The following is a 21,548-nucleotide window of genomic DNA, read 5'->3' as shown; positions in this document are numbered from 1 at the left end:
GCCGCGGTGGCCCTCAGGGCTGGCAGCTCGCCGGCACGTAGCGCTTCAGGTCCTCGGTCGAGCAGGTCCAGGTCGGATGGCGGTTGTTGTCGGCCGTGAGCGTGTACAGGAGCGACCCGCTGGCGCGCGCGCCGATCGGGATCCTCAGCGTCACCGTGGCGTGCACGTCGTCGAGCTCCACGCCCGTGACGGCGTGGGCCTGGAACGCCGCCGAGTGCGCGACGATCGCGTCGACATCGCCCTGGCTGGGCAGCGTGCCGGTCTGCTCGTACTGGCGGCCGACGGCGGCCGTCACCTCGTTGGCCAGGGGCAGGGCCTCGGCCACCCTGGCCTTCATCACGTAGCTCTGGTACTGCGGCAACGCGATCGCGGCCAGGATGCCCATGCCGAAGAAGCCGATCACGACGACCGCGATGATGATGACCGCGATGTTGCTGGTGCCGCCGACCGCCTCCAGGCGCGCGAGCGTCTGCTCCTTCGAGCCGCCGCGCGCGCGCACGACGCGGATCTTCTCGAGGCAGTGCCTGTAGTACCAGCGGTTGGCCAGCAGCGGCGGGCCGATCAGCCAGAACGCCGTCCAGGCCAGCGACACCACGCCCGCGAACATCGGCGAAGCGGGCACGAGCGCGGAGACGAAGATGCTGACGGCGACGTAGGCCACGACATAGAGCAGCGCGGGCACCCACATCTTGCGATAGAGCATCCAGAACCAGGTGACGAACAGGGCCGGCCAGTGCCAGCCGCCGCTGCCGCCGTGCGCGAGGCGTTCGAAGTGACGCCCGTAGTACGGGGCGCCGGCGTGTCCGACGACGGCGTCCCAGGCTTCCTCCTCGGTGAGGAGCTCGGAGTGGGCGCCCATGCGGCTCGTGCGACCCGCGTCCGGCGGGGCGAAGCGGTTGCGCGACGGCGCGAAGTCGGAGGCGGCGCCCTGCGGGGCGGCGATCGCGGGCGCGGCGGCCGCCATGGCGGGCTGCGCGAGCGGTTCGATGCGGGTGGGCAACTTCGACGGGGCCACCAGGGGACGGCGGCAGGCGGTGCAGAACAAGGCGGTGGCCGCGTTGTCCTGCCCGCAGGGCTGGCATTTCACTTTTTTACTCCTCCTCAGGATGGCGCGCAGGATAGCCGCGAAACACGGCAGTGGCGTCACGCAAAAGGGGGAGTCGGCTCTAAGACTGCGCTGTCGTCGCGATTCGTGAGACGAATGCCACACACGGTGCGTGGCGCACGGCCTCCGAACGATTGGGTGGCGGGACCGAGGCGTCAGGTGCGATAGCTCGGGTCCATGCGATCGAGCTTGCGCAGCAGCGCCGGCCAGACGAAGGCGCCGCCCTGGCTGCCGGTCTGCTTGCGCATCGATTCGCCGACGCCGTCGATGATGCGCGGGTCGACCATCGTCAGCGGGCCGCCGGCCTGCGCCGCGAGCTGGATCTGGCAGGTGGTCTCGAACATGTACATCGCCAGGAACGCGTCGGCGATCGACGGTCCGACCGTCAGCAGGCCGTGGTTGCGCAGCATCAGGTAGGTCTTGTCGCCGAGGTCGGCCTGCAGGCGCGGCTTCTCGTCGTCGCGCAGCGCGACGCCTTCGTAGTCGTGATAGGCCAGCGAGGCCAGCACGAAGGTGGACTGCTGCGAGATCGGCAGCACGCCGCCGGCCTGGGCGCTGACGGCCACACCCGCCCGGGTATGCGTGTGCAGCACGCAGTGCGCGTCGTCGCGCACCGCGTGGATCGAGCTGTGGATCACGAAGCCGGCGCGGTTGACCGGGAACGGCGAGTCGCCCTTCTTGTTGCCTTCCTGGTCGATCAGCACCAGCGACGACGCGGTGATCTCGTCGAACATCAGGCCGTACGGGTTGATCAGGAAGCTGTGGTCGTCGCCCGGCACGCGCGCGCTGATGTGCGTGAAGACGAGGTCGCTCCAGCCATAGGCGGCGACGAGGCGGTAGCAGGCGGCGAGGTCGCAGCGCAGCTGCCATTCCTCGGCGCTGACCACTTCCTTGAGGGACGGGATGTGCATGACGGTCTCCTTCGTGTCTGGCGGCCGCTTCGGCAATGAGGGCCTGCGGCACGCAGCATAGTCCGTCGTGCGCGGGCGCGCTGACGCCGGGGAGACAGTCCCTTCAGGCCAGCGCGAGTGCCAACCGGCGGGTGCGCCGTTGCGAGACGGCGTCGGCGACGCGTCGCAGCAGCGCGGCTTCGGCGGATGTCCAGTCGCGCACCGTGGCGACCTGCTCGCAGCTGATGAAGCCGCAGAGGCGGCCGCCGCTGCCGATCACCGCCTGCAGCAGCGCGCCGACGCGTTGCGGCGCGAGGTAGGCGTCGCGCTGCATCACGAGGCGGCGATCGCCGGCCGCGTTGCTGCTGGCGTAGATGCCACCGCCCAGCAGCTCGCCCAGCCAGGCCGAGGGGGCATCGATCCGCAAGGTGACGACGTCCGCCAGCGGCCGATCCGTCAGCGCGTCGTGGCCGCCGACGCGGGTGATGTCGGCGCGGCCCGGCGACTCGCGCAACGTCCACAGCGCGACGCGCGAGCAGTAGAGGCGCCGGCTCAGGTGCGCGCCGAGGTAGTGCGCCGCGGCCCGCTGGTCGATCAGGCCGCGCGCGAGCCCGTCGTCGATGCGGGCGAGCAGGGCGTCGACGTCCTTCATCACACCTTGAACGTCGCGACCGACTGCGCGAGGTGCGCGGCCTGCACGCGCATGCTGTCGGCGGCGGCGGCCGACTCCTCGACCAGCGCGGCGTTCTGCTGCGTCACCTGGTCGAGCTGCGACACCGCCAGGCCCACCTGCTCGATGCCGCGCGTCTGTTCGCGGCTGGCGGCGCTGATCTCGCTGACCAGGTCGGTGACGCGCTGCACCTGCGTGACGATGCGCTGCATGGTCTCGCCGGCCTCGGCCACCTGGCGCGCGCCGTCGTCGACCTGGCCGACGCTCTGCGCGATCAGCGACTTGATCTCGCGCGCGGCGTGCGCGCTGCGCTGCGCCAGCGCGCGCACCTCGCCGGCCACCACCGCGAAGCCGCGGCCCTGCTCGCCGGCGCGCGCCGCCTCGACGGCGGCGTTGAGCGCGAGCAGGTTGGTCTGGAACGCGATGCCGTCGATCACGCCGACGATGTCGGCGATGCGCCGCGAGCTGGTCGTGATGCCGGCCATCGTGTCGACCACGTGGCCGACGACGCCGCCGCCGCGCAGCGCGACCTCGCGCGCCGCGGCCGCGAGTTGCGACGCCGCGCTCGCGTTGTCGGCATTCTGGCGCACGGTCGACGTGATCTGCTCCATCGACGCGGCCGTCTGCTGCAGGTTGGCCGCCTGTTCCTCGGTGCGCTGGCTGAGGTCGATGTTGCCGGTGGCGATCTGGGCAGACGCCGTCCCCACCGACTCGACGCCGCTGCGCACGTCGGAGACGATCGCGCGCAGGTTGCGCACCATCGCGCCGAGCGCGCGCTTGAGCTGCGCCGTCTCGTCGATCTTGTCGGAGCCGATGTCGTGCGTCAGGTCGCCGCCGGCCACGGCCTGCGCGACGGCCACGGCCTCGCGCAGCGGCACGGTGATCGCGCGGGCGATCAGCAGGCCCAGCGCTGCGGCGAGCGCGCTGGCCGCGGCCAGCATCGCCAGGATCTGCCAGCGGCTCTGGCCATACGCGGTGAGCGCGGACGCGGCATCGGCGTTCGCGCCGGCGTCGTTGAAGGCGGTGAGCCTGCGCATCGAGGCGACGGCGGCGTCGAAGGGCTTGACCGCGCCCATCACCGCGGCGAGCACCTGCTCCGGCGGGCTCGTGCGCGCCAGCGCGGCGGCCTGGTCGCTCAGAACGATGTAGTCGTGCCAGTCGCGCATCGCCTGGTCGTACAGCGATCGCTCCTCCGCGTCGAACAGGAAGTCGGCGTAGCTCTTGCGGGCCGCCTCGAATTCGGCGATCGCCTGCAGGCGGCTCGCCAGCACCGGCTCGATGGCGTCGGTCGGCGTGACGCCCATGCGGTAGTCGCGCACGCGGATGCGGGTCGCGGCCTCGACCATGTGCGAGCTGTCGCGGATGCCCGAGACGCGGTACGCCAGGATCTGCTCGGTGACGCCATGCAACTGCGAGAGCTTGGCTACGGCGAGGCCGCCGAGCGCGAACATCAGCAGCAGCACGCTGCCGAAGGCGAGCGCGAGCTTGCCGCGGACGGTGAGCGAATCAAGGACCGGCATGGCGAGGCTTTCGTTTGGAGCGATGTGGTGTTTATCGTCCAGCCCGGCCATTCCCAAAGCTGAATTTACGCGTAAATATACACGTCTATTTACACGTACACAACAAGGTTAAGATGGCAGCATGCCAACCAGGAAGCCTTCCCCGACCCGCGCCGCCGCCGCGCGCCCCCGCGTGCGCCGCGGCAGCGAAGCCGACGCCGACCGCCTGCGCGACGAGCTCCTTTCCGCGGCGTTGTCGCTGTTCATCGAGGGCGGCCTCGAGGCCGTGACGATGCGTGCCGTCGCCACGCAGGTGGGCATCTCGGCGATGACGCCGTACCGCTATTTCGAGGACAAGGGCCACCTGCTGCGCGGGATCTGGCAGCACGTGCTGAGCGCCGCCTGGCAGCAGATGCTCGCGGCGTCGCGCGGCGTGACCGACGCCCGCGAGCGCATCCGCGCCCAGGTCGACGCCTTCATCGACTACTGGGAGGCCAATCCGCAGCACTACCGCCTGGTCTACATGACCGAGCAGACGACGCAGGGCGACGAGCAGCGCACGCTGGCGTCGCTGCCGATCTACACCGACGTGCTCGACGCCTCGCTCGACGCCAGCCGCGCCCTGGCCGCGCAGACCGGCGGCGACCCCGCGCATGCCAAGCTGGCGAGCGACATCCGCTTCATGATGGTCAGCGGCTACCTGCACGCGCGGCTGGTCAACCGGCGCTACCCGTGGACGTCGGCCGACGTGCTGCGTCCGGCCTTCATCGAGTTGATGCTGGACGCGATGGCCAGCTGCCTGCGCGACGGCCCGCGGACGCCGCCGGCCGCGGCGCGCCGGCGCGCGAAGGCGAAGTCCTAGCCGGGGCGCTGGTCCGTCGACGGCTTCTGCCAGAGGTTGATGCCGCCGTCGACGGCGTGCTGGTCGATGGCCGCGAGTTCCTCAGGCGAGAAGTCCAGCCGCTTGACCGCGCCGGCGAGCTCGGCGATCTGCGCCGGACGGCTCGCGCCGATCAGCGCCGACGTGACGCGCGCGTCGCGCAGCACCCAGGCGACGGCCATCTGCGCCAGCGACTGGCCGCGCGAGCGCGCGAGATCGTTCAGCGCGCGCACGTGCGCCAGGTTCTGCGCACTCAGATGCTCGGACTTGAGCGAGCCGCCGCCGGGCCGGTTGATGCGGGCGTCGGCGGGCACGCCGTCCAGGTACTTGTCGGTCAGCAGGCCCTGAGCGAGCGGGCTGAAGGCGATGCCGCCGGCGCCGGTGTCGCCGAGGGCATTCAACAGGTCTTCCTCCACCCAGCGATTGAGCAGGCTGTACGAAGGCTGGTGGATCAGCAGCGGCACGCCCATCGTCTTGAGGATCGCCGCGGCCTCGCGCGTCTTGCCGGCCGAATAGCTGCTGATGCCCACGTACAGCGCCTTGCCCTGCTGCACGGCGCTCGCGAGCGCGCCCATCGTCTCCTCGAGCGGCGTGTCGGGGTCGAAGCGGTGCGAATAGAAGATGTCGACGTAGTCCAGGCCCATGCGCTTCAGGCTCTGGTCGAGGCTGGCCAGCACGTACTTGCGCGAGCCGCCGCCCTGGCCGTAGGGGCCGGGCCACATGTCCCAGCCGGCCTTGCTGGAGATCAGCAGCTCGTCGCGGTAGGGGCGGAAGTCGCGCCGCAGGTGCTCGCCGAAGTTGGTCTCGGCGCTGCCGTAGGGCGGGCCGTAGTTGTTGGCGAGGTCGAAATGCGTGATGCCGAGGTCGAAGGCGGCGCGCAGCATCTCGCGCTGCGTCGCCATCGGCGTCGTGTCGCCGAAGTTGTGCCACAGGCCCAGCGAGAGCGCGGGCAGCTTGAGGCCGCTGCGGCCGCAGGAGCGGTAAGGCATGCGGCCGTCATAACGTTCGGGTTCGGCGGAATAGGTCATCGCGCGCTGGCTGTGGTGAAGGCAGCGGCGATTCTGTCGCAACGAACGACATGGCAGGGATCGGAAATCGAACGCCCGCCATGCCGGAAAGGGCATGCCTTATTCGTCGATGCGCGTGACCTTGGTGCCTTCCAGCGTCGCGCCCGCCATCAGGCCGGCGTTGGTCAGCACGAAGGCCACGGTGGGCGCCTGCGAGGCACTTGCATCAAGCGCGCCGTTGGCGCCGACGGTCAGCACCGCGACGGAGGCGTCGACGCCGCCCGACCAGCCGTGGCCGGCCTTGAAGCGCTGCAGCGCGTCCTCGCTCATGAACAGGAACACCAGCGCGCGCGACTGCGCGCCGATCTGCCAGCCCACCGAGCCGGTCGTCGTGCGGTAGTAGCCTTCGACGTGGCCGTGCTCGCGCAACTGGCCTTCGCCGTAGGCGCCGCCGACGACGAGGCCGGCCGAGATCACGCGCGGGAAGACGAGCACGCCGCGCGCCTTGGCCACCAGCTCGCGGCTGCCGGGCGTGCCGGCGTAGAGGCGGTCCAGCGTCTCCTGGTAGCTGGCGTCGACCGCGTGGCGCGATTCGGCCGTGCTGGGGCCGCCGCCTTCGGCCGGCTTGGTGACGCTGGCGGTGGTCGAGCAGCCGGCGAGCGCGGCGGACGCGGCGAGCGCGATGAGGGAGATGAGACGGGCGGTTTGCATGAGCGTGTCCTTGTTGGGGCAACGGCGCCCGGGCAGGAGTTGCCGGGTCGCCGCCGGAATGGTCAGGTGACGAACCCCCTGGGCAATCGCGGTGCCGGGGCCGCCCGGGCCACGCTCGGCCGCGGGCTCAGGCCGGCGCCGCCTCGAACGGATCCAGCGTGCCGGCCGCCAGCAAGGCCTGCCGGCGCTGCACCTCGAGCGCCATCAGCTGCACCTCGAGTCCGATGTGCTGGGCCTCGGCCTGCTCGCGCTCGAGGCGGATGCGGTCGGCGAGCTCCAGCTCGGGATCCTGCGCGCAGCAGTGCGCGAGCTCCGGGTCGTAGACCACGCCGTCGGTCGGCACGGTGACCAGCGTCGGATGCGGCGTCGTCTCGCCGACCGGCGGCAGGCCCTTGAGCGCGGCCTCCACCTGCTGCTGCAGCGCGGGGGGAAGCTGGCCGACCTGCGCCGGCGTCAGCACGGGCGACACGAAGTTGCCCTCGAACACCTGGAACGTGACCGCCACCACCCGCGTGCCGCTCTGGTAGACGTCGACGACCTTGCGCACGAAGTAGGTCACCGCGAAGCAGCGGTTGTTGTTGACCAGCGTGCGCTGCGTGGTGGAGACGGTCTCCGAGTCCTCGTAGCTGCTGATCGTGATCGAGCGCTGCAGGTCCGTGTATTGCGAGGCCTGCTGCGCCGTCGACACGAAATCGCTCGAGGCGGACTGCGTGGCGAGGCTGTCGAGCGAGCTCGAGCTCGACGACGAGCTCGAGCCGCCACTGCCGCCGAGGCTGAAGATGCCGAGGTTGATGCCGCCGCCGCCGCCGACGTCGCTGCTGTTGGTCTGGCTCTTGAGCACCTGCTGCAGCGCGCTCGAATCCTTGCTGTTCTGCTGCTGGTGCACCGCGGAGACGAACTGCGAGAAGGTGGTCTGCACCGAGAAGCGCTCGGTCTCCGACGTGGTGCGGCGATAGCGGTCGCTCTGGAACAGGTTCATCTTCTCGCCGGGCAGCAGCGTCAGCGTGTAGGCCAGGCCGCCGTGCTGCTTGCCGATCAGGCACAGCGAGTGCGCGTAGGTGACGGTGACGACGATGCGGCCGGGCGCGAACGCGCCGGCGGCGTCGGCGCCGATCGGCAGCGTCACGCTGCGCGTCTCGTTGAAGACGATGCACGTGGATTTCGTGCGCCACGCGGGATCGCACGGGCTCTGGCAGCACGGATCCTGCGTCGGCAGGGTGATGGGCGTGGTGCCCGTGGTGGGATCGAAGGGCGGATGGTTGTCGGCCATGGCGGGACTCCTTGCAGGCGACGTTCTGGGCGGCCCCAGTGTTTGCCGCCATGCCGGCCGAAAGTATCCCTAGCGGGTCGTTCGAACGCGGGGGGCGTGCGCGCGAACCCGCCGCTCGACGCCGCAGAACCGCCGCTCGCACCTCCTGCGCGGATCTCGGCGAGCCGTGGACGGCGCGCGTCGCTAGCATCGCGACCACCACCACGTTTGGAGGCCCCGATGAGAGTTCGTTCCTTGGCCGCCGGCCTGTTGCCCCTGCTGTTGACGTTGGCGCATTCGGCCCATGCCGGCGCGCGCCAGGAGGCCCGCGTCGTCATGGCGACGGATCCGGCGGAGCTGCGCTACCAGCAGGAGTGGGGCTACGCCAGCGCCGTGGTGAGCGGCGACATGGTGACGCTGTCGGGGGTCGTCGCGGGCGTGCGCGCCGGCGAGACCGACCTGCGCGCCGGTTACGTGCGCGCCTTCGAGCGCCTCGGCGGCATCCTGCGAGACGCCGGCGTGTCGTGGGACGATGTCATCGACATCACCAGCTTCCACACCGACCTCACGACGCAGATGCCGGCGATCGTGGCCGTCAAGAGCCAGTACATCAAGCCGCCGTATCCGACGTGGACGGCAATCCAGGTGTCGCGGCTGATCCCGGACAACGGCATCACGGAGATCAAGATCGTCGCGCGCAAGCCGCGCGAGGCCGCGGCGCACTGAGCCGTCTCAGACCACCGAATCCCACGGTGCCGACAGCCGCAGCGCGCCGTGGATGATGCCCACCATCGAATATGTCTGCGGGAAGTTGCCCCACAGCTCGCCGGTGTCCGGGTTCATGTCCTCGCTGAGGATGCCCAGCGGGTTGCGGCGCGCGAGCAGCGCCTCGAAGGCCTCGCGCGCCTCGTCGCGGCGGCCGATGCGGGCAAGCGCGTCGACGCGCCAGAACGAGCAGATGTTGAAGGTCGTCTCCGGCTTGCCGAAGTCGTCGGCCGCCTCGTAGCGGCGCATGAAGTGGCCGTCGCAAAGCGTCCGCTCCATCGCCTCGACGGTGGCTATGAAGCGCGGATCGCTCGGCGGCACGAAGCCGACCTCGCCCATCAGCAGCACGCTGGCGTCGAGCTCGCTGCCGCCGAAGCTCTCGGCGTAGGCGTTGCGCTTCTCGCTCCACGCGTACTGCAGGATCTTGCTGCGGATCACGTCGGCGCGGTCGCGCCAGAACGCGGCTCGCTCGCCGAGTGCGAGACTGGCCGCGATGTGGGCGAGGCGGTCGCACGCGGCCCAGCACATCAGCGATGACGACGTGTGGATGCGTGCGCGCGTGCGCAGTTCCCAGATGCCGGCGTCGGGCTGGTCGTGCAGGCGCCAGGCCTGTTCGCCCATCGTCTCCAGCGCCGCGAAGTCGGACGCGTCGCCGCGCCGGAACAGGCGATGGTCGTGGAAGGACTGCGCCGACGCGAGGATGATGTTGCCGTAGGTGTCGTGCTGGAAGTGCTCGTGCGCCTGGTTGCCGATGCGCACCGGCCCCATGCCGCGATAGCCCTGCGCCTGCGTGACGAAGGACTCGGTGAGCTCGCGCTCCAGCCCGATGCCGTAAAGCGGCTGCACATGGCCGGAGCCGGCCTCCTTGTGCAGCACGTTGGTGAGCCAGCCGAGGTACTTCTCCATCGTGCCGACCTCGGCCAGGCCGTTGAGGGCGCGCACGACGAAGAAGGCGTCGCGCAGCCAGCAGAAACGGTAGTCCCAGTTGCGGCCGCTGTTCGGCGCTTCCGGCAGGCTCGTGGTCATCGCCGCGACGATCGCGCCGGTCTCCTCGTACTGGCACAGCTTCAGCGTGATGGCCGCGCGGATGACGGCGTCCTGGTATTCGAGCGGCACGGCCAGGCGGTGCGTCCAGTGGCGCCACATCAGCGAGGTCTGGTCCTCGAACTCGCGCGCGGTGTCGTCGATCGCGCCGGCCATGGTCTCGTCGGCGCCGAGGAACAGGCTCATCTCGCGATCGAGCGCGAACCACGTGCCGTCCATCAGGTAGGTGATGGGCACGCTCGTGTTCAGGCGCAGCGTGATCTCGGGCATCACGAAGCGCACGTGGTGGCTGCCGCGCGTGACCTGCGGCGGCTCGGCGCCCCAGCCGCCGTGCGGGCGCACCGTCACGCGCACGCGCGGGCGGCCGGATAACGGGCGGATGCGTCGGACGAGCTGCGCCGGCCGGAAGACGCGGTCGCGCGTGACGAAGCGCGGCGCGAAGTCGACCACCTCCACGCACTGTCCCTGTGCATCCCACATCCTGGTACGCAGGATGGCGGTGCCGTGGTCGTAGGACTGCTCGTGGCGCGCCATGCCCTCGATCTCTATTGTCATTGCGCCGGACTCGGGTACACCGTTTGCTGATTGCAGCAACGCGTCGAACACGGGCGTGCTGTCGAAGCGCGGCATGCAACACCACACCACGTGGGCCGTGGCATCGACCAATGCACTGATGGCGCAGTTGCCGATCATCGCCAGATCCAGCGATGCGGCCGGCGCATTCGAAACGACGGAGGGATTGCTCATGTTCTACCGGGCGCCTTCCGTTGCAGATATTGGATCGTCCATTGAACAAAGATAGAAACGCTGGAACTTTGGTTCCGCCGGCAAGCGCCGGGCCTGCCTTCCTCCGTTGGCCGATCGTGCAGACGATCCGGCTGCAACTTCGTTTCCTGCTGCCGCTGATCGCGGTGGTGATCGCCACGGCCTATCTTGTACTGCCGCTGGTCGACGGCGTCACGCTGCGCTGGTTCGCGCGCGACCTTGACAGCCGCGGCGCCGTCGTCGCCAACGCGTTGTCCGACTCCGTCGTCGAGGCGATCCGCGCGAACCGGCCGAAGCAGCTCGAGAAGCTGTTCGAGCGCGCGCTGCAGGACGAACGCCTGTTTGCCATCGGGCTCTGCAGCCCGGATGGCCAGATGCTCGTGCGCACGCCCGCGTTCCCGACGGAACTGAACTGCTTCGACGCGCTGCAGATCAGCTCCCGGCGCGACCCGCGGCTGATGCTCAATGGCGGCCCGGTGCACGTGGCGATGCACGACGTCATCGACCAGCCGCATCCGGTGGCCGTCGCCGACGCGGCGAGCGATGTCGCGAGCGCGCCGCCGGCGGCCGGGGCGTCCGCTGCAGACAATGGTGTGGCCGTCGCGGCGGCCGCGGCGGCGTCGGAGGCCACGGCGCAGACCGCGCCGGTGACCGTCGGCCGCCTCGTGCTGCTGCACGACCTGAGCTTCATCGAGAAGCGCAGCCAGGACACGCGACGCTACCTCGTCGGCCTGATCGCCGCGCTGGGCCTGGTGATGGCGCTGATCACGATGGTGGTGGCGCAGCTGAGCTGGCGCGGCTGGGTGCTGGGCGTGCGCGCGCTGCTGCGCGGCGAGGGCATCATCAGCCCGATGACCGGCTCGTCGTCCGCCACCTCGGTGGAGCTGCAGCCCTTCGCGGCCGACCTGCGCGAGCGCCTGCGCGACCTCGAGGACGAGTACCGCCGCATGCAGGGCCCCGAGGCCGACTGGAGCGCCGAGCGGCTGCAGGCGCTGCTGATGACGCAGCTGCGCGGCGACCAGGTGATCGTCGTGTCCAACCGCGAGCCCTACATCCACGAGCATGGCAAGGACGGCAGGATCGTCGTCAAGCGCCCCGCCAGCGGACTCGTGACCGCCGTCGAGCCCGTGATGCGCGCCTGCTCGGGCACGTGGATCGCGCACGGCAGCGGCGACGCCGACCGCGAGGTCGTCGACGCCAACGACCGCGTCGCGGTGCCGCCGGGCCAGGACGACTACCAGCTGCGCCGCCTGTGGCTGACGGCCGAAGAGGAGCAGGGCTACTACTTCGGCTTCGCCAACGAGGGCCTGTGGCCGCTGTGCCACGTGGCGCACGTGCGCCCGGTGTTCCGCGAGTCGGACTGGGAGGCCTACAAGGCCGTCAACCAGCGCTTCGCCGACGCCGTCGTGGCCGAGGCGCGCAGCGAGGATCCGATCGTGCTGGTGCAGGACTACCACTTCGCGCTGCTGCCAGCGATGGTGCGCGAGAAGCTGCCCAACGCGACCATCCTCACGTTCTGGCACATCCCCTGGCCCAACCCCGAGTCGTTCGGCATCTGCCCGTGGCGGCGCGAGATCCTGCAGGGCATGCTGGGCTCGACGATCCTCGGCTTCCACACGCGCTTCCACTGCAAGAACTTCATCGAGACGGTCGACCGCTTCCTCGAGGCGCGCATCGAGCACGAGCATTCGACGATCTCGTTCCGCGAGGACGAGACGCTGGTCGAGGCCTACCCGATCTCGATCGAGTGGCCCGCCGACGCGACGATCGCGAGCTGGCCCTCGGTACCCGAGGCGCGCCGCATCGTGCGCGAGCGCCTGGGCCTGCAACCCGACACGACGCTGGCCGTCGGCATCGACCGCTTCGACTACACCAAGGGCATCCTCGAGCGCCTCAACGCGGTGGAGCGCCTGCTGGAGAAGCACGCCGAGTGGATCGGCCGCTTCGTCTTCGTGCAGGTGGCCGCGCCAACGCGCAGCTCGCTCGAGGAGTACAAGAACTTCCAGGAACGCGTCGAGCGCCTGACGCTGCGCATCAACGAGCGCTTCGGCCGTCCCGGCTACCAGCCGGTGCACCTGCTCGCGCAGCACCACGACAGCCACGCCGTCAACGAACTGCTGCGTGCAGCGGACATGTGCATCGTCACCAGCCTGCACGACGGCATGAACCTGGTCAGCAAGGAGTTCGTCGCCGCGCGCGACGACGAGCAGGGCGTGCTGATCCTCAGCCGCTTCGCCGGCGCGGCGCGCGAGATGACCGAGGCGCTGATCGTCAACCCGTACCACGTGGAAGAGACGGCCGACGCCTTGCACCGCGCGGCCACGATGCCGGCGGCCGAGCAGCGCGCGCGCATGGCCAGCCTGCGCGCGACGGTGCGCGAGTTCAACGTGTTCCGCTGGGCCGGCCGCATGCTGACCGACGCCGGACGCTGGCGGCTCAAGGCCCGTGTCGACGCGCGCGTGGCGCGCTATCGCCACGCCGGCGATCCCGACCAGCGAGGCCTGTGATGGCGGGCCCGAATCCCGCGATGCTGCGGCCGCTGCTGGGGCCGCAAGGCCTGGCCGCGCTGACCGGCCTGGTGCGCTCGCCCGCGCTGTTCGCGTTCGACTTCGACGGCACGCTGGCGCCGATCCGGGCGCGGCCCGACGACGTCCAGGTCTCCGCGACGATCGCGCTGCGCCTGGAGAAGCTGGCGCGCCTTCGCCCCGTGGCCATCGTCACCGGCCGCCGCATCGCCGACGTGCGCGAGCGCCTCGGCTTCGTGCCGGCGTGGATCGTCGGCAACCACGGCGCCGAGGACGACGGCGACCCCGAGGCCGCCGCGCGCGCGCATCACGCGCTCGACGCGCTGCGCGCGCGCCTGCGCGAGCGCGCGGACGGCCTGGCCCGCGCCGGCGTGGCCATCGAGGACAAGGGCCAGTCCCTCGCGCTGCACTTCCGCACCGCGCCCGACCGCGACGCCGCCAGCGCGATGATCGAGGACGTGCTGGCCGGCTTCACGGCCACGCTGCACGTGTTCGGCGGCAAGCTGGTCTACAACGCGGTCGCCGCCGACGCGCCCGACAAGGCCGTGGCCGTGCGCCGCCTCATCGAGCGCGCCGGCGTCCAGTCCGCGTTCTTCGCCGGCGACGACGTCAACGACGAGCCCGTGTTCGCCGCCGCTCAGCACGGCTGGGTGACGGTGCGCATCGGCTGCGGGCGCCGCGCCTCGGCCGCGCGCTTCTGCATCGACGGCCCGCACGAGATGGCGGGCGTGCTCGATCGCATCCTCGCGCTCGTCGGCTGAACGCCCCCGGGCCGATCAGGCGCGGCCGTGCGGCCGCCGCCGCCTGCCTGTCGCCGGCTTCAGAGCCCGCGCTGCGGCAACGCCAGCGTCTTCAGCGCGAAGCGGCCGTCGTTCTGGAACAGCCAGACCTCGAGGAAGCCCTCGCGGCGCAGCTTCTCGGAGGCCTCGGCCGACACCTCCAGCGTGCGCGCGAGATGCGCGACGCTCGCGAGCGCCTTGCGCGTCATCTCGGGCTGCTCGTCGTTGTCGCGGATCACGTCGGCCGTCCAGTGCCCGAGCTCGTTGAGCTTGACGCGCAGCACGACGACCGCGCGCAGCAGCGGCTGCGGCCGGTCGCGGTTGATGTCGGGGCCGGCGTCCTCGTAGACCAGCTGGGCGAAGTCGTGCCGCACCTTCTCGAGGGTCTCGGCACGGGCCCCTGCGGCGGAGGCGAGAAGCGCTGCGGCGAGGCAGAGCGGGGCGGCGAATGGGCGCATGTCGTTGTCCTTCCACGACGGGAACGATGCGTTCCCTCCATGCCGTCGTTCATCGGCGCCGCGCCTCCGGGCTGGAGGCCGGACCTGCGTAAAGTTTGGCGCCCGTTGACGTCTCGTCACAGCTGTTCCGCGCCGACACGCCCGACACGCGGGATCACGCATTCCGGCGCTATCGGCGCGACCGGTTAGCCTTGCATCCATGGATTCCCTGATCGCCGCCTCCGCCCGCGCGCTCGCTGCGGGCGACGCGCTCGGCGCGCTCAAGCGCGTCGCGCTGCGCGACGATCCGCCGGCGCTGGCGCTGCGCGGCATCGCGATGGCGCAGCTGGGCGACTACGCGCGCTCGCGCGAGCTGCTGCGCCGAGCGGCGCGCGCCTTCGGCTCGCACGAGGAGCTCGCGCGGGCGCGCTGCGTCGTCGCGGAGGCCGAGGTCGCGCTGGCGATGCGCGACTTTGCGGGCTCGCCGCGCGCGCTGGCGGCGGCGACGGCCACGCTCGAGGCCCACGCCGACCGCGGCAACGCGATGCAGGCGCGCCTGATCGCCGCGCGCCGCCTGCTGCTGCTGGGACGACTGGGCGAAGCCGCCGCCACGCTGGATTCGCTCGACGCGCGCGCCCTGACGCCGGCGCTGTCCGCCGTGGCCGAGCTGAGCGCGGCCGAGCTGGCGCTGCGCTCGCTGCGTGTCGCGCAGGCGCAGGCGGCGCTCGCGCGCGCGCACGAGGCCGCGTCACGCGCGCGGGTGCCGGCGCTGCTCGCCGAGGTGGCGCGCGCCCGCGAGGCGTTCGACCGGCCGGCGGCGCGCCGCCTCGATGCCGATGGCGAGCTGTCGCTGCGCCTGGACGACGTCGCGGCGCTGCTGGCGTCGGCGACGCTGGTCGTCGATGCGTGCCGGCGCGGCGTCGGCGTCGGCTCAGCGTGGTGCCCGCTCGCGCGCCGGCCGGTGCTGTTCGCGCTGGCCCGCGCGCTCGCGCAGGCCTGGCCGGGCGACGTCGACCGCGAGACGCTGATCGCGGGCGCGTTCGGCTTTCGCGAGCCGGACGAGACGCACCGCGCGCGGCTGCGCGTCGAGATCGGCCGGCTGCGCGCGCTGGTCCGGGACATGGCCACCATCGAGGCGACGGCGCGCGGCTTCGCGCTGCGGCCGCTCGCCGCGCGGGCGGTCGCCGTGCTCGCGCCGCCGATCGAGGGCGAGCAGGCGTCGCTGCTGGCGCTGCTGTCGGACGGTGCGCCGTGGTCGACGTCGGCGCTCGCCCTGGCGCTCGGCGCGAGCCAGCGGACGGTGCAGCGCGCACTGGCCGAGCTGGAGGCCGACGGCGGCGTGCGTGCGCTCGGCCGGGCGCGGGCGCAGCGCTGGCTCGCGCCGCCGCTGACCGGATTCACGACGATCTTGCTACTCCCCGCTGCGCTGCCGTCTGAGTAGAGTCACTTCCATCGCGCCACGTCGGCGCAGCGAAGGACTCGACGATGACCTCCCCGAAATCCCAGGCAGCGAAGCGGCCGGCCGAGATCTTGCGCGAGTACGGCCCGTTCGACGAGGCGCACAACGTCGGCGGCGTCAGCTTCGACGGCCAGCGCATCTGGGCGGCCACCGGCCCCGCGCTGGTCGCCATCGACCCGGCCAGCGGCGAGCCCACGCGCCGGATCGAGCGCAGCGCCGACGCCGGCACCGCATTCGACGGCAAGCACCTCTGGCAGATCGCCGAGCAGCGTATCGACAAGATCGAGCCGGCCACGGGCCGAGTGCTGGCCTCGATCCCGGCGCCGGGCAAGGGCGGCGACTCGGGCCTGACCTGGGCCGAGGGCAGCCTGTGGGTAGGCCAGCATCGCGATCGCCGGATCCACCAGGTCGATCCGTCCAATGGCGACATCCTGCGCACGATCGAGTCCGACCGCTTCGTCACCGGCGTGACCTGGGTCGACGGCGAGCTGTGGCACGGCACCTGGGAAGGCGACGAGAGCGAGCTGCGCCACATCGACCCCGCCGACGGCACGGTGCTCGAGCGCCTCGAGATGCCCGCGGGCACGGGCGTCAGCGGGCTGGAGTCGGACGGCGGCGACCTCTTCTATTGCGGCGGCGGGCGCAGCGGCAAGGTGCGCGCGGTGCGTCGTCCCGCCAAGGTGCCGGCCTGACTCGTCATTCAGGCGGACAACCCCGTTTCTTCAACCGACCCAAGGAGCTGACCATGAACACGATCACGATGCCCGGCAACGGCGCCCATCATCCCGTCGTCTCGCGCTACGACTGGCTCGTCCAGCGGCGCGCGCTGCTCGAGCGCGAGAAGGCGCTGACGCACCAGCGCGACCAGATCGCGCGCGAGCGCCGCGCGCTGCCGTGGGTGCGCATCGACAAGTCCTACGTCTTCGACACGCCCGCCGGCCGACGCACGCTGGCCGAGCTGTTCGACGGCCGCCGCCAGCTGATGGTGCAGCACTTCATGCTCGCGCCGGGCTGGGAGCAGGGCTGCAAGAGCTGCTCGTTCATGGCCGACCACCTGGTCGGCGCGCAGGTGCACCTGGAGCAGCGCGACCTCACCGTGCTGCTCGTCTCGCGCGCGCCGCTGGCCGAGATCGAGCGCTTCCGCCAACGCATGGGCTGGCAGTTCAAGTGGGCCTCGGCCAGCGGCAACGACTTCAACACCGACTTCGCCGTCAGCTTCCCGCCCGAGACCCGCATCGGCGGCGAGGTCTACTACAACTACCGCATGACCGGCTTCCCGCAGGAAGAGGCGCCGGGCATCAGCTTCTTCTACAAGGACGACGCGGGCGAGGTGTTCCACACCTACTCCACCTTCGGCCGCGGCGTGGAGGCGATGATGATGACCTACGACATGCTGGACATGGCGCCGCAGGGCCGCGGGGAAGACGGCGACGACTACGGCATGCAGTGGGTGCGGCACCACGACCGCTACGAGTCGGCGCCGGCCGTGGCGACGTCGTCCTGCTGCGCCTCGCGCGCCTGAGCCGGAGTCGCGGCATGACCGGCGTCTGGCCCTGGCTCGCCGTCGCCGGCGTCGGCGCGCTGCACGGCCTCAACCCCGCCACCGGCTGGGCCTTCGTGGCCGCGCGCGGCGTGCGCGAGGGCGCGCATGCGCGCGCGTGGCAGGCGCTGGCGCCGATCGCGATCGGCCACGCCGCCTCGGTCGCGCTGATCGCCGCGCTGGCGGCGCTGGGCCTGGTCGCGCAGCGCGGCGTGCTGCCGTGGGTCGCGGGCGGCCTGGCCGTCTTCGTCGCGGCCGTCCACGTGTCGGGGCACCTGCCGCAATGCCTGCACGCAGCGGCCGGCCAGGCCGGGCTGACGCTGTGGTCGGCCGCGATGGGACTCGTCCACGGCGCCGGCATGATGCTGGTGCCGGCGCTGATCCCGCTGTGCCTGTCCGGCTCGCCGGCGCGCGAGATCACGGCGTCGGGCTCGATGGCGCTGGCGCTCGCGGCGGTCGCGGTGCACATGGCGGCGATGCTGGCGGTGACCGCGGCGATGGCGGCGGTGGCATGCCGGGGGTGGGACGGGTGGGGTGTCTGGCGAAGGCGGCAGGGCGCTTGACGAGACAGCCTAGTCCATGACGACCAGGTACAACTGCGTCGACAGGTGCACGAGCAGCGCCAGGCTTGCCACATGGACGCCGGAGCCATCGACCAGCAGGCCCGCGACGGTGTAGCCGATGAAAAGCGTCAGTGGCAGGCCGAACAGCGAGGTCATCCAGCGATCCTCGGCACTGACGCAGATCTGGATGTCGGCGATGAGCCACGTCGCGACGACGATGGCGATGGCCCCCGCGATCAGCAGCACGGCGTTCGAGACGGAGCCGGCGAGGCCGGAGTTCCTCCAGGTCGTGACGATCCAGTCGGTCATCCAGAACCCGCGGTGCACGCCGAGCTCGGCGATGGCCACGAAGGCGAGCACTGGCAAGAGGGTGACGGCGAAATATTCCGGCCACTTCGACCAGGGGCGCGACCTGTGGTGTCGGACCGACGCGACGCCGGCCCGGGGGGCGCTCGCCGCTTGGGCGGACCCGGTCGATTGCAGCAGTTCGCGCTGCCTTTCGAGCAAGGAGGTGAGTTCGGTTCTTTCGGGCGCCGGGCTCGCCGCAGCCGCAGGCGTGGCTCCCGACGTCGGTGCCTTGCTGGCCGGTCTCGCAGGCGGTCTGGCCGCTGGCGGTGCGGCCGCGGGCTTCGCCGCAGGCCTCGCCTTGCTTGGCGGCTTGCGGCTGGCCGCGGACTCCGCGGGCGACTGCTGCTCCGGCTGTTTCTGCCACTCCGCAGCGAGCCGATCTGCCTCCTGGCCCGTTGCCCGGAACTGATCGCGCCGTCGCAGAAATTGCGCCAGCGCGTCGCGCGCACCGTCGCTCGGTTCCGCCGCGCCGACCGCGTCGCGCAGGCGCAGCAGCCATGCCGACTGCGCCTCGAAGCTCATCGGCGCATCGGAGCGCGCCTCGTGATGCAGCGCGGAGATGGGCGAGGCCGGCCAGGGCGGCGGTTCAGGCAGCGGATCGGGCAACGCGCCGCGCGGCGGCAGCGCGGCCAGCGCGCGCGCCAGGTTGATCGCGTCGGCCTTCGTGGCGTGGCTGTAGTCGACGATCTGCAGGCTCTCGATGAACGGCGGCAGCGCGCCGATCGCGTCCAGGCCTTCCATCGCCACCGGCAGGATAGGCAGGCCGAGGGCCAGGGCGTATTCGAGCTCGCGCCGGCAGGCCACCGATTCGGCCGCGTCGCGCGAGGCGACGAAGATGAAGACATCGGCGCTGGCAATGGCCTTGAGGATGCCTGCCCACCAGTGCACGCCGCCGGTCAGTTCACGGTCGAACCAGACCTGGTGTCCGAGCATTTGCAGGTCGTCCGAGAGCGTGTCGATTCGCGCTCGATCGGTTCGTGCATAGCTCAGGAAGACTGCGCGCATGACGGGATGCTCCAGCGGCCGGCGTCGGATGGTTCCATCCTCGATGATGCCAGCTGGGGCGCAGCCGCGGCAGCCGCCTGCGCCGCGGCCCCCCAAGCTACCGGATCACGATGTCGAACCGCGCCGGCTTGTACAGGTCGCTCGCGGTGCCGTGCCACGGCATCGGCCCGGTGAGCACGTGGATCGTGTGGTGCGCGTAGTCCTTGGCGGCGATCGTGCCCGACGGCGCGATGAACTCCGCGATCTCGTGGACGTCCTCGTGCTCGCCGCGCCTGTCGTTCACGCGCTTCGTGCCGTTGCCGAATTTCGGGTCGGACTGCCAGGACAGTTCGAGGCTGGAGCCGTCGAACTCGCGCACGCCCTTGCGGGTGACGAAGCTGCCGACGCCCAGGAAACGGCTGTCCGGGCCGGCGGCGCCCACCAGCGCCGGGGACAGCAGCTCGCGCCGCGTCACTGCGGAGCGCGTCTCGGCGAGGAAGCCCGCGTCTTCCGACGACACGATGCGGAAGGATGTCTGGTCGGGCACCTTCATCACGATGCGGAAGGGCTGCGCCTGCAGCGTGATCGTCACGCCGTCGACGATGGGCTGGCGCCGGCCGCCCTGCTCGATCCAGGCCTTCCACGCGTAGTGTCCGCCGCGCTCGTCGGCGCGCGCCATCTGGGCGTAGATCCAGTCGAGGAAGTCGGCCTGTTCACCGGAGACGTAGTACGCGAGCGAGCGCTGGAGCGTCTGGCCGAACACGCTGTCGTCGACGCCGACCAGCGGGTCGGCCCTGGCGTCGAGCAGCAGCTGCGCGCTCTCCTTGTCGCCGGCCATGGCGGCGAGAACGAGCGGCGGCAGCGCGCCGGGGCGGGCCTGCGAGCGTTCGACGCGGGCGCCGTGCGCGAGCACCCAGCGCAGTCCGGCGTGGTCCTGGGCCGAGATGACGAACTCGATCGGGCAATACGACGTGCCGCAGGCGTCGATCGAGGCGCCTGCCGCGACGAGGGCCGCCGCGAAGGCTTCGTCGTGGCGGGCCAGCGCGCGCGTCAGCAGGGTCATGCCGCCGGACAGCGGCCGGTCGAGATCGCCGGGGCCGAACTCGCCAGCGGCCAGCGACGACTGCAGCCGTTCGGCGGTGAACACGCGGTTCATCGCGCTTCGCTTGCGCAGCGCCGGATCGCTGCGCAGCGCGTCGGGCGACGGCAGCGCGGTGGCGGCGTGCGCGGTCAGCCAAGCCATCGGCTGCAGGGTCTTCGGGTCGAACTTGTCCGGCCGCCGGGCGGTCACGCGCACGACGACCCAGGCGTCGGTCTTCGGGTCGTGCACGGGCCTCGAGCGCTCGTCGCCGAGCGTGGTGACGACCGCGTCGCGCAGCCATGGTGCGATCTCGTTGCTGCGTTCGCCGGTGCGCTGGTCGAGCCGATGCGCATCGAGCGGGCACTGCCAGTTGGCGAGGCAGTGAGTGGCTTCGTCCTGCGAGATGAAGCGGTAGGTCGTGTAGTCGTAGGACAGGCCGTCGAACGTGTAGACGGCCTCTTCCCAGAGCATCTCGGCGTCGGCGCGCGAGATCTGCGGCGCCGGCGCGGCAGCCGCAGCCTCCGGCGACGCCGCGGCCTTGGCCAGCTGGCAGGCGAGATCGAGCTGCGACGCCTGCTGCGTGCCCTCGAGGACGTCGCGCAAGGTGTAGCGGCCGCGATCGACATCCGCGCCGCGGCGCGCGCCGCAATCGACGACGCCGCTCAGCGGCCGGCGGAACGCCTCGGGCGCATCGTAGGACTGCAGCTCGCGGTAGTTGAACCAGACCAGCCCGTCGTGCGCCTTCACCGACCCGGCATCGAGCTGGCGCACGGTGGTGGCGCCGCGGTCGTAGGTGCGCCAGTCCTCGGCGCTGGACGGCGCCGGCCTCTGCTGCGCGACGCGCAGCGCGGGATCGCGCGCCTCGCCGCCGGCCAGGTGGGCCAGGCGGCAGACGAGGGCGAGCTGGGCGGCCTGGTCCGTGCCGTCGAAGACATCGCGCAATTCATAGCCCTTGCCGCTGCCGCTGACGTCGGCCCGTTTGCGGGCGGCGCAATCGGCGATCGCGTACATCGTCGACACGATGGGCTTGGGATACGCGGGGCCGAAGTGTTGCTCCCGGTAGGCGAAGAAGACCTGGCCGTTCCTGACCTCCACGCTGTCGGCGTCCACTTCGAACTTCGCGTTCGGACGATCCGCGTAACCCTGCCAGTTGGCGGCCGAGACGGAGGAGGCCATGGCGGCCAGGGCGATGCAGCCAACGAGACGGCGAGGGTGCGAGAGGATCTTCATCGGCGAGCGTGGATGGC

The 21,548-nt window shown here is 71.3% G+C and carries 19 protein-coding genes; 8 read left to right on the top strand and 11 right to left on the bottom strand.

Annotation, left to right across the window (positions count from 1 at the left end; all coding sequences use genetic code 11):
- Window positions 1–13: 13 nt before the first annotated feature.
- The 4 genes from LPC04_RS02145 to LPC04_RS02130 form a co-directional block, all read right to left on the bottom strand.
- On the bottom strand, window positions 14–1,087 hold the full coding sequence (locus LPC04_RS02145) for a pilin (protein ID WP_275680533.1): 1,074 nt from the start codon (window positions 1,085–1,087) through the stop codon (window positions 14–16).
- Window positions 1,088–1,260: 173 nt separating this feature from the next.
- Entirely contained in the window at window positions 1,261–2,016 is a 756-nt protein-coding gene (locus LPC04_RS02140) for a class II aldolase/adducin family protein (RefSeq protein ID WP_275680532.1), read from the bottom strand.
- Between the two features lie 103 nt (window positions 2,017–2,119).
- Window positions 2,120–2,647: a hypothetical protein gene (locus tag LPC04_RS02135; RefSeq protein WP_275680531.1), complete on the bottom strand. Its 528-nt coding sequence runs from the start codon at window positions 2,645–2,647 to the stop codon at window positions 2,120–2,122.
- A complete protein-coding gene (locus LPC04_RS02130; RefSeq protein ID WP_275680530.1) occupies window positions 2,647–4,185 on the bottom strand; it encodes a methyl-accepting chemotaxis protein in 1,539 nt (512 codons plus the stop codon). The genes LPC04_RS02135 and LPC04_RS02130 overlap by 1 nt, the downstream gene beginning before the upstream one ends.
- Window positions 4,186–4,306: 121 nt before the next feature.
- On the opposite strand from LPC04_RS02130, the gene LPC04_RS02125 reads away from it, so the two are divergent.
- Window positions 4,307–5,026, top strand: a complete 720-nt coding sequence (locus LPC04_RS02125) for a TetR/AcrR family transcriptional regulator (protein ID WP_275680529.1) — start codon at window positions 4,307–4,309, stop codon at window positions 5,024–5,026.
- On the opposite strand, the gene mgrA is transcribed toward LPC04_RS02125, so the two are convergent.
- From mgrA to LPC04_RS02110, 3 genes are all read right to left on the bottom strand, one after another.
- Complete coding sequence (mgrA, locus tag LPC04_RS02120; RefSeq protein ID WP_275680528.1) at window positions 5,023–6,072, bottom strand: L-glyceraldehyde 3-phosphate reductase; 1,050 nt, start codon at window positions 6,070–6,072, stop codon at window positions 5,023–5,025. The genes LPC04_RS02125 and mgrA overlap by 4 nt on opposite strands.
- A 99-nt stretch (window positions 6,073–6,171) precedes the next feature.
- Window positions 6,172–6,762 (bottom strand): BPSL1445 family SYLF domain-containing lipoprotein, encoded by a 591-nt coding sequence (locus tag LPC04_RS02115; protein WP_275680527.1) that lies wholly within the window; start codon window positions 6,760–6,762, stop codon window positions 6,172–6,174.
- A 127-nt stretch (window positions 6,763–6,889) separates the two neighbouring features.
- Window positions 6,890–8,032: a hypothetical protein gene (locus LPC04_RS02110; protein WP_275680526.1), complete on the bottom strand. Its 1,143-nt coding sequence runs from the start codon at window positions 8,030–8,032 to the stop codon at window positions 6,890–6,892.
- A 219-nt stretch (window positions 8,033–8,251) separates the two neighbouring features.
- Between LPC04_RS02110 and LPC04_RS02105 the strand changes: the two genes are divergently transcribed.
- Entirely contained in the window at window positions 8,252–8,737 is a 486-nt protein-coding gene (locus LPC04_RS02105; RefSeq protein WP_275680525.1) for a Rid family hydrolase, read from the top strand.
- A gap of 6 nt (window positions 8,738–8,743) precedes the next feature.
- Here the strand turns inward: LPC04_RS02105 and LPC04_RS02100 are convergent, their stop codons facing one another.
- Complete coding sequence (locus LPC04_RS02100) at window positions 8,744–10,567, bottom strand: glycoside hydrolase family 15 protein (RefSeq protein ID WP_275680524.1); 1,824 nt, start codon at window positions 10,565–10,567, stop codon at window positions 8,744–8,746.
- A 116-nt stretch (window positions 10,568–10,683) separates the two neighbouring features.
- On the opposite strand from LPC04_RS02100, the gene LPC04_RS02095 reads away from it, so the two are divergent.
- Window positions 10,684–13,092 carry an alpha,alpha-trehalose-phosphate synthase (UDP-forming) gene (locus LPC04_RS02095; protein WP_275680523.1) on the top strand — a complete coding sequence of 803 codons (2,409 nt, stop codon included), beginning with the start codon at window positions 10,684–10,686 and terminating at the stop codon, window positions 13,090–13,092.
- The gene (otsB, locus tag LPC04_RS02090; protein WP_275680522.1) at window positions 13,092–13,871 is read left to right on the top strand and encodes a trehalose-phosphatase; all 780 of its coding nucleotides are present in this window, start codon (window positions 13,092–13,094) and stop codon (window positions 13,869–13,871) included. The genes LPC04_RS02095 and otsB overlap by 1 nt, the downstream gene beginning before the upstream one ends.
- A gap of 59 nt (window positions 13,872–13,930) precedes the next feature.
- On the opposite strand, the gene LPC04_RS02085 is transcribed toward otsB, so the two are convergent.
- On the bottom strand, window positions 13,931–14,347 hold the full coding sequence (locus LPC04_RS02085) for a hypothetical protein (protein WP_275680521.1): 417 nt from the start codon (window positions 14,345–14,347) through the stop codon (window positions 13,931–13,933).
- Window positions 14,348–14,546: 199 nt separating this feature from the next.
- Here LPC04_RS02085 and LPC04_RS02080 point away from each other — a divergent pair, with 199 nt between their 5' ends.
- Genes LPC04_RS02080 through LPC04_RS02065 form a run of 4 tightly spaced genes read left to right on the top strand, consistent with a single transcriptional unit; the run spans window position 14,547 to window position 17,888 of the window.
- A complete protein-coding gene (locus tag LPC04_RS02080; RefSeq protein WP_275680520.1) occupies window positions 14,547–15,767 on the top strand; it encodes a helix-turn-helix domain-containing protein in 1,221 nt (406 codons plus the stop codon).
- A 44-nt stretch (window positions 15,768–15,811) separates the two neighbouring features.
- Window positions 15,812–16,477 carry an NHL repeat-containing protein gene (locus LPC04_RS02075; protein ID WP_275680519.1) on the top strand — a complete coding sequence of 222 codons (666 nt, stop codon included), beginning with the start codon at window positions 15,812–15,814 and terminating at the stop codon, window positions 16,475–16,477.
- Between the two features lie 53 nt (window positions 16,478–16,530).
- Window positions 16,531–17,307 carry a DUF899 domain-containing protein gene (locus LPC04_RS02070; RefSeq protein ID WP_275680518.1) on the top strand — a complete coding sequence of 259 codons (777 nt, stop codon included), beginning with the start codon at window positions 16,531–16,533 and terminating at the stop codon, window positions 17,305–17,307.
- 14 nt (window positions 17,308–17,321) lie between these two features.
- Window positions 17,322–17,888: a hypothetical protein gene (locus LPC04_RS02065; protein WP_275680517.1), complete on the top strand. Its 567-nt coding sequence runs from the start codon at window positions 17,322–17,324 to the stop codon at window positions 17,886–17,888.
- Window positions 17,889–17,897: 9 nt separating this feature from the next.
- Here the strand turns inward: LPC04_RS02065 and LPC04_RS02060 are convergent, their stop codons facing one another.
- Window positions 17,898–19,241: a toll/interleukin-1 receptor domain-containing protein gene (locus LPC04_RS02060; protein WP_275680516.1), complete on the bottom strand. Its 1,344-nt coding sequence runs from the start codon at window positions 19,239–19,241 to the stop codon at window positions 17,898–17,900.
- Window positions 19,242–19,338: 97 nt separating this feature from the next.
- On the bottom strand, window positions 19,339–21,477 hold the full coding sequence (locus LPC04_RS02055) for a hypothetical protein (RefSeq protein ID WP_275680515.1): 2,139 nt from the start codon (window positions 21,475–21,477) through the stop codon (window positions 19,339–19,341).
- Window positions 21,478–21,548 lie beyond the last annotated feature (71 nt).

The organism is Scleromatobacter humisilvae, from assembly GCF_023231945.1.
In the GTDB taxonomy this organism is placed as follows: domain Bacteria; phylum Pseudomonadota; class Gammaproteobacteria; order Burkholderiales; family Burkholderiaceae_C; genus Scleromatobacter; species Scleromatobacter humisilvae.
Note: the sequence above shows the minus strand (reverse complement) of the source record. Positions and strands in the feature narration are given on the sequence as shown.